Origin of the sequence: Desulfopila sp. IMCC35008, from assembly GCF_010646885.2 — a bacterium.
Taxonomy (GTDB): Bacteria; Desulfobacterota; Desulfobulbia; order Desulfobulbales; family Desulfocapsaceae; genus Desulfopila.
Genome location: NZ_CP050700.1, coordinates 4,121,212 through 4,133,520, shown reverse-complemented (window position 1 = coordinate 4,133,520; position 12,309 = coordinate 4,121,212). Strand labels below are relative to the sequence as shown.

Below are 12,309 nucleotides of genomic sequence, written 5' to 3'. Positions count from 1 at the left end.
TTTTAGCCCGCTACGCCTCTCCAGGCGCAAGACCAGCATTCCTCAACGTAGCAAGGTAGTTCTTTGTCCAATACACCGTCCAGTCGCAGGAAGATGAGTCGGATTGCTCCCCCGAAAATTGTCACGGCGGCTACGTTGATATCGATTTCTCGTATTTCTTTTGTCCGGATGCCCTCTTCGACTATCTCTTTCATCAAATTGAAGGGGCGTGATGAACACACCGGCTTTTCTTCAGGCATAAACTCCCGGTGTTTGGCATAAAGCATATAATGCATTGTGTCCTTGTCCTTTTCCGTAACTTCGAAGAGGTATTCAATAATTGCCTTACACCTGTCATGGCAGGATTTGTTCTTCTCAATTATCAAGGCAATAGCATCATGCATGGCCGATTCTATATGTTCAAACAGGGCCTTGGCGATTGCCTCTTTGTTACCGAAGTGGTGGTAAATAGAACCAATACTCACGTTTGCCTGTTTCTGAATATCGTGGACAGAGGTGTTAAAAAAACCGCGCTCGGAAAAAAGTTTTAATGATGTGCTCAGTACAAGTTCGCGTCTGTCAATACTATCTGTTGCCATGGCTTCCCCCCTTATCCCCTTCCCGGACTTTTCGGCTCGCTGCTTCACTCGTATCAACCTTGTGTCTTGTTTGTACTATCCGGTAGAGTAAAGAAACAACACAAGGAACGAACGTTCGTTCTAGTATCTCCGACATTGTGGTATAAATCAAGTGTTATTTTAAAATCATACCGGCATCGACTTGGCATGTTTCTGTAACATTATGTTATTATATAAAAAATAATTAAAGCAGGTGTGTGTTTATGAAGTTGTGCAGGAGTGAAAAGTTTGAACGGGGAACGCCTCGTTTATAAAAAAAAAGGTATCCTGACGTCTCGATGTATTTCCTGGGGTTGAGAGGGCTGGTTTATCAGCTCCTGTCACCTTCTGTAATGCCGAGGAGAGTGTTCCAGACTCCGCTGCTGTTCCATTTCTTGAGTATATGTACAGGTTGGTCGGAGAGAGAGGTGAGGATCTTTTCCGTTTCACTGTTGAGAAGCCCTGAGAGAACAAACCATTTCTGTTCCAGAAACCCTTTCGTTTGTACCAAATCCTTCATAACATCATAGTGGATGTTGGCAACCAGCAGATCAGTAGGTTTTGCCAGCAATTGTTCGGCTCTGCCGTTTACAACTACTATTGAATCCTGCATCGTGTTGAGCACCACATTGGTGTTGGCTGTCCTGCACGCAAGATAGTTGAAATCTACTGCAGCAATTCTCTTTACACCTATTTTTGCAGCTGCCAGGGCAAGCACTCCTGTGCCGGTGCCAAGGTCAAGCATAGTCTGTACCTTGCCACCGTGACAGGCGATTTCCATAGCTTCGAGGCAGGTTGCGGTGGTTGGGTGGGTGCCGTTGCCGAATACTACTCCGCTGTCCAGGGTAATGGGGATGAGTTCCGTCGAATCTGTTTGTGTAACCCATGGTGGGGAAAAGAGAAATCTCCCTATCTGTAATGGTTCCAGGTCACCACCCTGCCAGTCCCGGTAGGTCATTTCATACTGGTCGAGCAGTTTGAGTTGCGGCTGGTCATCTACCAGTTGCTGTATTTCAACTGGTGCAGGTTGCAGGAAAAAAAGAAAAGAGAAGCCATCTTCCTCCCAGTTTCCGAGGTATTGATCATGGTTGATTGGGTATGACCTGGGAAGGGTACCCTCAAGATAATAAATAAAAAGAACGGAATCGGGGGCGAGGTTTATTTTCTTGGTTGGGTGATATGTTGTCATGAATGAAGCCCATTGGCTGAAAAAAACAACGCCCCTCATCAGCAGGTGATGTGGGGCGTTATTGTAATATTAGAGCAATAAACTGTTATTACTGTTATTTACGTCCCAATTCTTTCCGTGCCAGCTCTGTAATGGCTCGGAAATCGATCTTGCCGCTGCCCATCTTCGGCAGGTTTTCCATTACCAGGAAGGTCTTGGGGATGGCAATGGCCGGCAGCGTCTCCGCCAGTTTTTTGATGGTCGATTTCTGGTCGAGGGGCTCTGTTGTTACGGCGACGATCCGGGCACCTTTCATGGCGTCAGGGATTTCGACGACACAACAATGGGCATCCTCGGGCAGTAATTTTTCGAGGGTGTCCTCGATTTTCACCAGTGACACCATCTCACCACCAACTTTCACAAACCGCTTCAATCGCCCCACATGCCACAGATAACCGTCTTCATCAATATTTCCCATGTCACCGGTATCATACCAGCCACGCCGAATATGCATCGAAGTCTGCTCAAAGTCGTTGAAGTATCCTTTCATGACACTTTGACCTTTGATCAGGATTCTGCCATCTTCACCGGGGCCGCACTCCTCACCGGTTTCATAGTTCTCAATACGAACTTGGAGCCCGTCCAGGGGTTTGCCGACACTGCCTGCCCGGTTGTCTTCCGGACAGTTGGCGGCGATAACCGGTGAGCACTCGGTGGCACCGTATCCTTCATACAGGGGCATGTTATGTTTCTCATAGAAGGCATCCCTGAGCGAGTCCGGGCATTTGTCGGCACCGCTTAAGCCGATGCGCAGAGAGTCGAAGTCTCCCGGTTCAGATTTTCTGAGATATCCCCAGAAAAAACTGGGAGTGCCGACCATCAAGGTAGCCTTCCCTTCTCGCACGATCCTGCACACCTTCTTGTAATCGAGTGGATTGGCATAAGTGAGTATGGTGTTGCCGTGGTAGAGGGGAATCCACATATTGACAGTGAGACCGAAAACATGGAAGTAGGGGAGGGTTGAAAGAAAAATCTCATCCTCGGTGAACTTGAAACGTTCAGTGCATGCCACGACGTTTGAGCCGATGTTTCTATGGGTGAGCTGGACAGCTTTCGGGTCTTTTTCGCTGCCACTGGTAAAAAGGATGACCATATTATCATCTTCATGGCCGCCGCTTATCAATTTTTTTATGAGCCCGGCAGGTAGCTTGGAGAGAACAGCAGCCCGAATCTTTTGGAAGGTTGAGATTGAGTCCATGATGTCTTCGAGATAAATCATGCCGTCCACAAAAGGGCACTCGATCTTCTCCAGCAGGGCTCTTGAGGTGACAATGGTCTTGAAGTCACATTTCTTCTGGGAGTATTTCGCGTTTTGTTCTGCACCTGTTGAGTAATTAATCATTACCGGTGTTCTCCCGCTCATGAGGATACCCAGCTTGGCCAGGATGCAACCGGCAGAAGTCGGAACCATCAACCCAATATTGCCCTTTTCCAGTTTGTTGAAGATGTTCGCCAGGATCAGTGTGGCGATAAGGCTCCTGCTGTAAGGCACCTTTTTGTTGGTGGAGTGGTCGTGGATAGCGGTTTTCTCACCGAATTTCTTGGCAATATCGATAAAATGATGATGTAAGAGCACAGGAACCTCCCTGTTTCCGTCCGGTGATATCTACCGGGTGTGCAGAACACACGAATAATAGATGATTTTTAATTTCAGCTTCAGTAACATTATTTTCTCATTTTGGCAATGAAAGGGGAGGTGTGAGGGAAGAGGCAGGTCAGTTTTTCTGCCCTGTATCCTGTTGTTCGATAATCTCTTTTGGTAGCTCCTTTTTAACCCGGACACCTAAGTCTATAAGCTGGCTGGCCTGGGAGACGAGGTTGCCTCTGCCCCTGCTGAGTTTGGCCATGGCACTGTCATAGGCACTGTTACACCCCTGGAGTTGCTTGCCGATTTTATCCAGGTCTTCTACAAAACCGCGGAATTTGTCGTAGAGGGTTCCGGCCTTGCGGGCTATCTCCAGTGAATTCCTGCTTTGCTGTTCATATCGCCAGATATTCTGAACTGTCCTGAGGGTGGCCATAAGTGTAGTCGGAGTAACGATTACGACCTTTTTATTAATCGCCTCGTCGAAAAGGGTGCGGTCATGATCGAAGGCAGCCATAAACAGGGCATCGACGGGCATGAACATGAGCACGAAATCAAGGGAGCGGCTGCCGACAAGATCTTCATAACTTTTGCTGCTGAGGGTGGTGATGTGGTTACGTATGGCTGTTGCCTGTTGGCCAAGCGCTTTCTGCTGAATCATGGTGTCATCGCTGCTGCAATATTTCTCCCAGGCGACCAGGGAGACCTTGGAATCTATAATTATATCCCGATTGTCCGGCAGGTGGATAACCACATCGGGTTTAAACAACTTGTTGTCAGTACCCCTCATCCCTTTCTGGAGTTCGAACTCATGATCCTTGCGCAGGCCGGACTGTTCAAGAATCTTCTCCAGTACCAGTTCTCCCCAGTTGCCCTGCAGTTTCTTGTCACCTTTTAGGGCGCGGGTCAGGTTGACTGCTTCCTGACTTATCTTCAGGTTCATCTCCTTGAGATGTGCCAGTTCACTTTGCAGGGTTGTTCGTTCCCTGGTATCGCTCAGATAGGTTTGACGGATCTCTTTTTTCAATTCATCGAGCTGGAGGTGAAAAGGATGCAGGAGTGATTCAAGCCGCTCCTTGGATCTCGTGTTGAACGATTCATTATTTTCGTCAAGTATCTCTCGTGCAAGAGTGGAAAACTGCAGGCGCAGATCGTTTCGGGCATCTTCAAGCAGGGCCAGCTTTTCGGCCGAGTTCCTTCTTTCGGTACGGATCAGTGTGACCAGCTGTGCTTCTTTAACTTTCAGGTCTATTTCCGATTTACGTAGTGTTGTATTGTCCGTTTCAAGTTGTAGTAGCTGCTCGGCTGCGTCCTCAATTTTTTCTGCAAGTTTTTGCACCCTGTTGCGACTGGCGAGCAAAAGATACAGAAGAATACAAACCACGCCTCCCAAAAGGAAGAGATAGGTCTCCGGTCTGGCCTGGTAGGCCGACAGGGCTTTGAGAAGTTGACTGAGCCAATGGGTGCCTTCTGTTTCCATGATCTCCGTTTGGAATTGCTTGCCTAGGACAATCCGAAAAAATTCGGGATAAACAGTGAGAGCTGCGGGAAGAGGATGACAATGAGCAGTGCCATGAGCATGGCAAGTACCATGGGCCATACCGCCTTAAATGTGTTTTCCAGCCGGATATTGGCAAGTTGCGTTGTTACATAGAGGTTTACTGCTACAGGTGGTGTGAACTGGCCGATGGCGAGGTTCAGCGTCATCATTACCCCGAACCAGATGGGGTCCCAGCCGAAATGGGACATGATCGGTAAAAATATCGGCAGGAAAATGTAAAAAATAGATATGGCATCGATAAGCATGCCGCCGATAAAAATCAGCAGGTTGATGACAAACAGGATAACCCACTCGTTCGTGCTGATATTCATGAGCATCCCTGCCAGGCTGTCGAGAATACCAACTGTTGAACCGGCCCAGGAAAAGAGCCCGGCAAAGGCCACAATCAGCATGACGATGGCTGACGCTTCACTTGCTTCGACCAGGATTTCGTATGCCATTTTCAGGTTGAGGCTGCGGTAGATGATGAACCCGAGAAAAAGGCTGTAAAAAACTGCGACCACCGCGGCCTCTGTCGGGGTGAAGATCCCTCCGTACAAACCGCCTAAGATAATGATGGGAGCCAGCAGACCCCAGAATGCTTCTTTAAAGGCATGCCAGATAGAACTGTCTCCTTCATCTCCTTCTACTTCTGAGCCATAGCCTTTTTTCCTGGCGATCCAGATAGCAGGGATAAGCAACGACATGCCGGCCAGAAAACCGGGGATCGCGCCAGCGGCAAAAAGGGCGGGCACAGAGGTGTTGGTGATGGCTCCATAAATGATAAGAGCGATAGACGGCGGTACGATAATGGCTGTTGAGCCGGCTGCAGCGATAAGTGCTGCACTGTAGCCCCGGCTGTAACCCTGGGCATACATGGCCGGAATAAGAATGGCCCCTATCGCTGCCGAATCGGCCGGGCCGGACCCGGAAACTCCGCCAAAAAAGACACAGACACCTATGGCGACTATAGCCAGGCCGCCGCGTCTTCTGCCAACAAGCAGGTTTGCAAAATGAATGATTCTCTGGGAAATACCACACCGTTCCAGGATAAATCCGGCCAGGATAAACAGCGGAATAGCCAGCAACGGGAATTTGGCGATACCCGCAAAAAAATTAGGTGCGATAACGGGTGTGCCGAGCTCAGCAGCCCATATTACCAGAAATGTCGGCACACCGATGGCCACTGCTATCGGTGCCCCGAGAAGGAGCAAAGCGAAAAATCCCAGGAATAGTACAATGCCCATCAGTTCTGCCTCATATGTTCTTTGATCGCGGCTTCAATTATGCGGATAACAATGAGGCCGCATCCGACCGGAATACAGACCGTGTAGAGCCACTGGGGGAGGCCGAGCGATTCGGAGGTGATCTCAAGTAACCGTTCATCCATCAGCTGGTAATACCCGAGGTAGCCGAGCCAGAGAAAGAGACCGACCCCCAGTACTGACATCAGCAGATTGAGTCCCGTCTGCGCCAATGGCGGAAACTTGTCGAGAAAAAAGAGCATGCGCAGATGACGCCCGCGTCGAAAGGCGGAGGCGGTTCCAAACAGGGTCAGCCAGACCAGGGCGTTTACTTCAAGCTCCTCGGTAAAGGCGAGGGGGTAATGAAAGATATAACGGGTAAGGACGTTGGCAAACGCCAGGCAGGCCATGCAGCAGAGCAATGAGGCACCGAGCAGTTCTTCAAAATGATCGGTGATCCAGCGAAACTTCGACACAACGTATCTCCAGGGGAGTAATGTCCGGACAGGCATGCGACCAGACAAGAAGAAGGACAGACTGCAGGGATAATGTGCAGTCTGTCCTTTCAGTAATAATGAGTATAAGCGCGACAGAATGAGTATAAGCGCGACAGGCTACCTGCTGGCCGCGATGGCTGCTTCTGCCTTCTTTACCAATTCCTCACCGACAACCGGTGTCCATTTCTGATAGACGTCCCCGGTCTTGGCGCGGAACTCGGCACGGGCTGTTTCATCGAGTTCGACAACTTCCATACCGTTTGATCGTAAAGTCTCAAGAGCACTCAGGTCAGGAGCTATCAGACCTTTACGGACGATGCTGCGTTGCTCGGTTGCGGCTTCAATAGCGGCTTTACGGATAATCTCCTGGTCTTCAGGGGTGAAGCTGGCCATAGCCTTGTTGTTGACAGTGAGCATCAGCGGATCGATAACATATCTCCAGATGGTGGCATACTTATGGAATTGCCAGATTTTGACCGGAATCTCAATGGCCACCACCGGGTTCTCCTGACCGTCTACAACACCTTGCTGGAAGGCCACCTGGGCATCACCCCAGTTCATGTTGACCGGATTGGCACCGAGCGCTTTCATGGTATCGATAAAAATCGGGGTACCGACCACGCGGACTTTAAGGCCTTCAAGATCTGCCGGTTTAGCAATGGCATGCTTGGAGTTGGTAATTTCCCTGAAACCGTTTTCACCCCAGGCAAGCAGTGTTACGCCTTTTTGGTTCAGCATATCTGCAAGCTCTGTTCCGACTTCACCTCCGGTGACAGCATCAAGTGCCTTATAGTCGGGGAAGAAGAAGGGGAGGTTAAAGAGGTTAAGTGGTTTAATGGTGGTGGACCAGTTGATAGTGGAAGCAAAACAGAAATCTGCAACACCCTGCCTGTGGATCAGGAATTCGTTGGTCTGCTTGCCCGCCATCAGTGATGACGAGGTGTATACCTTGATGTTGATCCGCCCGTCGGTTCGTTCCCGCACCAGGTCGGCGAACTTGGTGGCACCGGCACCCCAGGGAAGTTTCGGGCCGACGACGACACTCATCTTGTATTCTTTTTTGTAATTGTCCGCGGCAATACCTGCTGCGGGGAGAATCAGTGCAAGGGCGGCAATGGTGATGAGGGCAAAGGAACGTTTAATCATGGTACCTCCAAATAGTGGGTGAATGGAAAGGTGACAACAGTATGACGCGTTATTTCAATCTCTATTTCCCCCGGCAAGATGCTTGGTGGAAACGAGGAGTTGAATAATAGAGTACTTTCAGGGGCGGGTCAATAGCCAAACCATTAGTAAAATATATGTTATTTATGGATGTACGCGCGGACCGATCATATCACAGGTTCATTTCGGTTGTTGGGCACATGAGCACATTCCAGCCTTGACCCGCAAGCAATATCTTTGTATTAAGGAATAGATTGTAACAAGTTGTATTATGGCATTTTATGATAATTCACCATAGTGTGAATAATTCTTTGGATCGGACCTGAATGCAAGTAGAAAGCATGACCAGTGTCAGTGCATTTGATCTCTTTCCGGATATCTTTGCCCCGCCGCCGGAACTGAAAGATCGAACAGAACGTACTGAAATCACAATTGAGTTTGATGCTGTTCCCGCCCAAAGTCCCATCCGGCATGTCCCGGGGAAGTCCATTCGAAAGGTTCCTGCGCCGCCCGATGTAAGCTGGTTAAAGGGAGGTGTTGAGGCGGTCGATGGTGACACGGATGCCGACCTGAGGCGGTGCCTTGTGGTGACGTCTGATAGAGGAGAGAGGGCGCGGGTACTGTCCGCTATTGATTCATTGGATTTTGCCGTACATGTGGCGGATAATCCGAACAAGGCAATGGAGATGTTGAAATGCTCTGCTTATTCCCTGCTTATCTGCAATAAAACGGATGCAATGCCGAGGCTTCACGACTATGTGGCATGGTTGCCGATGACGGTAAGACGGACCATGTATTACACCCTGATCGGGCCGGACCTTCGCACTTTGTACAGTCTGGAGGCGTTAAGCCTGAGCGCTAATATGGTTGTGTGTGACAAGGATATTCACCATTTGGGGAAAATCCTGATGCGGGGGTTCAATGACTATGAAAAGCTTTATCGTCCATTCCTTAATGAGGTCAAGAGCAAAGCACCTCTCCTGGCCTGACTAAAGAATTTTCAAGGCCATTTTCATGACAGAATGGGTTAAGCGACCATCTCGGACAGAAGCGATGAGGGCTTAACCCCAATCCTGCCCGGTTCTTCATAACTGGTGATAGAGGTTCCGGATTTGGACAGGTCGAGTAAGAACGGTGAGATTTTTTCGTTACGTTTACCATCGTAAAAAACTTTTACTATGGGTTGAAGGATGTTCTCGGTAGAGCCTACCACGATCCCTACTTTCCTGTCCTCGAGTTTGACGCAGGAGCCAACCGGATAAACACCAATACAGCGGATGAACTCGTGGGTGAGATCTTTGTTGAAATGGTTGTCGCTTAGTTCATAAATTCTTTTTAAACCTGTAACAGTGCCCAGGCCTTCCCGGTAGCATCGTGTGGAGGTTATTGCGTCAAAGACATCGCATATCGCGGTCAACTGGGCCCCCATACTTATTTTTTCCCCCTTAAGTCCGTGTGGATAGCCTTCACCGTCATAGTGTTCATGATGATGTAAGGCAATATCGTAACATTCGAACGGCAGGTTATGGGCATTTTGCAGCAGGTCGACGGAGTATTCCACATGCTTTTTCATCTCGTGGAACTCGATTGCCGTCAATTTGGCCGGTTTATTCAGAATGGTATGTGGAACTTTTGTCTTGCCGATATCATGAAACAAGGCTCCAACAGCCATGTCAAGGGCCCTTTTTTCAGGCAATCCCTTGAAATTGCACATATCGAGTACAAGTGAGCTGACACTGATCGAGTGGTACAGGGTATATTCATCTTTCTTGCGAATGCGGGTGAGCAGCAGCAGGGCATCCCTGTTCCGTGAGATCGATGCCCGCATCCGTCGTGCCAGCTCATAGGTGAGACCGACATCAGGGGTTTTCCCCTCTTCAACCTGCTTCAGGGTGTGTCTGACTATCTTGACCGCATCACTGCGGAGCTTCTTTGCTCTTTTTACTTCTACGGCGAGGGGGACGGACGGAGGTGCGGGATGTTTTTCCGGCTGGTTGGATGGTTGTGGAGGAGTAACCTGTCTGAGTTCAGGCTGTCTCCCGGATGACTGGTCGGTGTCGATGTCGCGACCCCGTTCCGTGTCGATATACACTTCTTTGATTCCCCAGGAACGGATAATGTCGATCATCTTCTTGTCGGCAATTAAGGTCTGGTCGATGAATATATTGCCACCGTTCCAGCCACAATTGAAATCGTGGATGAAGTTGCCCGGTTGTAGATTCTCTGTCCTTACTCTTTTAATCATCTCTATCTATTGACTGAACATTATCTGTACATCAGAGTGCTATATCACAATAGTTTACGGTGTTGTATTACAATATATTGGCAAGAGTAACACTGAAAAAAGTAAGGTACGTCCAATTTCATAAAATGGTGGCGATGTGTCCCTGAATCGGGAAAATCAGATTATGGGGATGCACTTATGGTTTCCAGCAGGGTGTCCATGTCTGGTTCTGGATTTTTATCCAGGGCCTCGGCGATCATCAGGGCCGTAAATGCGGTTGATATCGATGTCCCGGCATACAGACCCGGAGCCCCGTTATAACCTACAGGCAAATCGGCTAACCCAGGAGCCTGGATAGCGACAAAGTCACCGAAATTGGATTGATTCCAGACAGAACCGTCCGGCATGAGGGCACCGACACCTATAACATTGTCATAGGCCGCCGGGTAAACGGGAACACCTGTTGGTGAATTCCCGGCTGCTGCCACCAATATAAGGCCGCTGTCTGCTGCGTAATTGATGGCCGTATCGAGCATCGGGCTGTTGTCCTCAGAACCCCAACTCATACTCAGGATTCTGGCACCCGTTGCCACTGCGTAGTCAATAGAGTTCAGCAGGGTGTAGGTTGAGGTAAAACCATTATCATCAAAAGAGCGGATTGAGAGTACGGGATGCGTAAATTCGGTTGTCTCTTCAACACCAACCGGCTGGATGGCACCGGACGCGATCATTGTCATCTGGGTGCCGTGGCCGACTGGGTCGTCGATCGGTGATTCTGGAGACAGGGCATTGTAGCTGCCCGCCAGGTATGAACTGTCGCTATATTCTCTACTGAAACCACTGTCAAGTACTGCAATGGTTGAACCTGCTATCTGTTCCGGCAGTATTTGCGGGACTGTGGCCAAACCCTGGCCGGGTAGTGTGACGGGCGGAGCGTTGAGCGGGTAGGCGTAATCCGGTTCGGCATGGTTGACTGTGGCCTCTCTTAGGAGGGTATTGCTAATCCGCTCGGGATCGCTTCCTTCGGGTAGCAAAATGCGCAGGATGCCGAAGGTCTCATTCCAGCTCAGAAGAGTTGCGTTGTAGCCGTTGAGCAGAGCTTCAACAGTCTCTTTTCCGGCGTCTTGTTTCAGGTGGAGCAGCAGGACGTCTCTAACCAGCAGACGACCACTTTTTCCCTTGATGACATCGAGATTATCAGCCTCTCTTAGGGCACGTATCCTGTCTTTTTTACCCGGTTCGAAGATCTGTATCTCGACCAGGCTGAGAGTGGTGTCGTCAGCTGACTGGTGTTCCCATACAAGGGCATGGTTATAGGGCCCGAGAATGCTGTCAAGGGCTCTGCCGATTGGCCTCATTGAGAAATTCGCGGTGATGTCCGGGTCGATGCGGGGATCTGTTTTGATCTGGATACCCGTTTGGGCAATGCTGTCCAATATGAGGGACAGCGGCATCTCTGTAACCCGGAGGGTCAGTTTGTCCTGTTCCAGTTTTATAATGGAGTCAACAGCAGAAAATAACATCCCGGGCACCACTAGAATGGTCAACAGGAGCAGGGGTGCTATTCGAAAGATCCTCATACAGGGTTGCAGCGTGCAAGAAGAATTGTGGTATTGAATGAACCTGAGAGTCAGCAATTTATATAACCCGGTGACCAGGCAATCACCTGATTAAGGGTGTCTGCCCGGTCAGGTAATATACGAAATTAATGCGGGGCGAAATAGAGTTTTTCAAAGTCCGCCAAAAGGCTTCGCAACTCCGTTACCTTTTCAAGATCAGTGGTCTGCTTTGCCTGCATGGATACCAGCAGCATTTGATGGAGCAGGCTCAGTTTTTCCGGGTATTTATCGGTGTTGGTCTTGATGCGTTGTGTCATGAAATACTGAGTGACAATTTCCTGGAGTTGGCTGGCGTGCTCTTCTTTATTCATAACCCAGCGGACGAGTTGGTTGGAGTTCCCTCCGGCTTTTTCAATCTCCATTATTTTGGACATTGATTTTTCTATGGTGGTGACATGTTCAGCAATCATTGTAATTCGCATTTTATCGTCATAGATACCACACGGAATTTCACAATGGGCAAATGCAGTTGACGTAACGATGAGGTAGCAGGCAAGAATGGCGATTCCACTAACGATTTTTTTCATGGACTTCCTCCTTGGTTTGATGCACCAACTGAAACATCGGTGTTAGATACGACATATGGCAGTGAGTGAGAGGGTGAACCCCCTC

General features: G+C 49.3%; 11 protein-coding genes. 1 reads left to right on the top strand and 10 read right to left on the bottom strand.

Annotated features, from left to right (window positions below; genetic code table 11):
* Positions 1-2: 2 nt before the first annotated feature.
* The 7 genes from GA520_RS17990 to GA520_RS17960 all read right to left on the bottom strand — a co-directional run bounded on the left by GA520_RS17990 (position 3) and on the right by GA520_RS17960 (position 7,836).
* Positions 3-578, bottom strand: coding sequence for a TetR/AcrR family transcriptional regulator (locus GA520_RS17990; protein WP_163337801.1), 576 nt, complete (start codon positions 576-578; stop codon positions 3-5).
* A 349-nt stretch (positions 579-927) separates the two neighbouring features.
* Positions 928-1,785, bottom strand: coding sequence for a 50S ribosomal protein L11 methyltransferase (locus GA520_RS17985; RefSeq protein ID WP_163337800.1), 858 nt, complete (start codon positions 1,783-1,785; stop codon positions 928-930).
* Between the two features lie 94 nt (positions 1,786-1,879).
* Complete coding sequence (locus tag GA520_RS17980) at positions 1,880-3,400, bottom strand: AMP-binding protein (protein ID WP_163337799.1); 1,521 nt, start codon at positions 3,398-3,400, stop codon at positions 1,880-1,882.
* A 139-nt stretch (positions 3,401-3,539) separates the two neighbouring features.
* Positions 3,540-4,889, bottom strand: a complete 1,350-nt coding sequence (locus GA520_RS17975; protein ID WP_163337798.1) for a DNA recombination protein RmuC — start codon at positions 4,887-4,889, stop codon at positions 3,540-3,542.
* Positions 4,890-4,912: 23 nt separating this feature from the next.
* Positions 4,913-6,196 carry a TRAP transporter large permease gene (locus GA520_RS17970; RefSeq protein ID WP_163337797.1) on the bottom strand — a complete coding sequence of 428 codons (1,284 nt, stop codon included), beginning with the start codon at positions 6,194-6,196 and terminating at the stop codon, positions 4,913-4,915.
* Entirely contained in the window at positions 6,196-6,669 is a 474-nt protein-coding gene (locus GA520_RS17965; protein ID WP_163337796.1) for a TRAP transporter small permease, read from the bottom strand. The genes GA520_RS17970 and GA520_RS17965 overlap by 1 nt, the downstream gene beginning before the upstream one ends.
* A gap of 138 nt (positions 6,670-6,807) precedes the next feature.
* Positions 6,808-7,836, bottom strand: a complete 1,029-nt coding sequence (locus GA520_RS17960; protein WP_163337795.1) for a DctP family TRAP transporter solute-binding subunit — start codon at positions 7,834-7,836, stop codon at positions 6,808-6,810.
* A 344-nt stretch (positions 7,837-8,180) separates the two neighbouring features.
* Here GA520_RS17960 and GA520_RS17955 point away from each other — a divergent pair, with 344 nt between their 5' ends.
* Positions 8,181-8,843 (top strand): hypothetical protein, encoded by a 663-nt coding sequence (locus tag GA520_RS17955; RefSeq protein WP_163337794.1) that lies wholly within the window; start codon positions 8,181-8,183, stop codon positions 8,841-8,843.
* A gap of 38 nt (positions 8,844-8,881) precedes the next feature.
* On the opposite strand, the gene GA520_RS17950 is transcribed toward GA520_RS17955, so the two are convergent.
* The 3 genes from GA520_RS17950 to GA520_RS17940 form a co-directional block, all read right to left on the bottom strand.
* A complete protein-coding gene (locus GA520_RS17950) occupies positions 8,882-10,099 on the bottom strand; it encodes an HD-GYP domain-containing protein (RefSeq protein WP_163337793.1) in 1,218 nt (405 codons plus the stop codon).
* Between the two features lie 161 nt (positions 10,100-10,260).
* The gene (locus GA520_RS17945; protein WP_163337792.1) at positions 10,261-11,658 is read right to left on the bottom strand and encodes a S8/S53 family peptidase; all 1,398 of its coding nucleotides are present in this window, start codon (positions 11,656-11,658) and stop codon (positions 10,261-10,263) included.
* Between the two features lie 125 nt (positions 11,659-11,783).
* On the bottom strand, positions 11,784-12,224 hold the full coding sequence (locus tag GA520_RS17940; protein ID WP_163337791.1) for a superoxide dismutase [Ni]: 441 nt from the start codon (positions 12,222-12,224) through the stop codon (positions 11,784-11,786).
* Between the last annotated feature and the right edge of the window lie 85 nt (positions 12,225-12,309).

Bases quoted from the DNA above. Each gene is read 5' to 3' on its own strand.
- GA520_RS17990 (WP_163337801.1), bottom strand. From the start codon at position 578: ATGGCAACAGATAGTATTGACAGACGCGAACTTGTACTGAGCACATCA.
- GA520_RS17985 (WP_163337800.1), bottom strand. From the start codon at position 1,785: ATGACAACATATCACCCAACCAAGAAAATAAACCTCGCCCCCGATTCC.
- GA520_RS17975 (WP_163337798.1), bottom strand. From the start codon at position 4,889: ATGGAAACAGAAGGCACCCATTGGCTCAGTCAACTTCTCAAAGCCCTG.
- GA520_RS17970 (WP_163337797.1), bottom strand. From the start codon at position 6,196: ATGGGCATTGTACTATTCCTGGGATTTTTCGCTTTGCTCCTTCTCGGG.
- GA520_RS17960 (WP_163337795.1), bottom strand. From the start codon at position 7,836: ATGATTAAACGTTCCTTTGCCCTCATCACCATTGCCGCCCTTGCACTG.
- GA520_RS17955 (WP_163337794.1), top strand. From the start codon at position 8,181: ATGCAAGTAGAAAGCATGACCAGTGTCAGTGCATTTGATCTCTTTCCG.
- GA520_RS17950 (WP_163337793.1), bottom strand. From the start codon at position 10,099: ATGATTAAAAGAGTAAGGACAGAGAATCTACAACCGGGCAACTTCATC.
- GA520_RS17945 (WP_163337792.1), bottom strand. From the start codon at position 11,658: ATGAGGATCTTTCGAATAGCACCCCTGCTCCTGTTGACCATTCTAGTG.
- GA520_RS17940 (WP_163337791.1), bottom strand. From the start codon at position 12,224: ATGAAAAAAATCGTTAGTGGAATCGCCATTCTTGCCTGCTACCTCATC.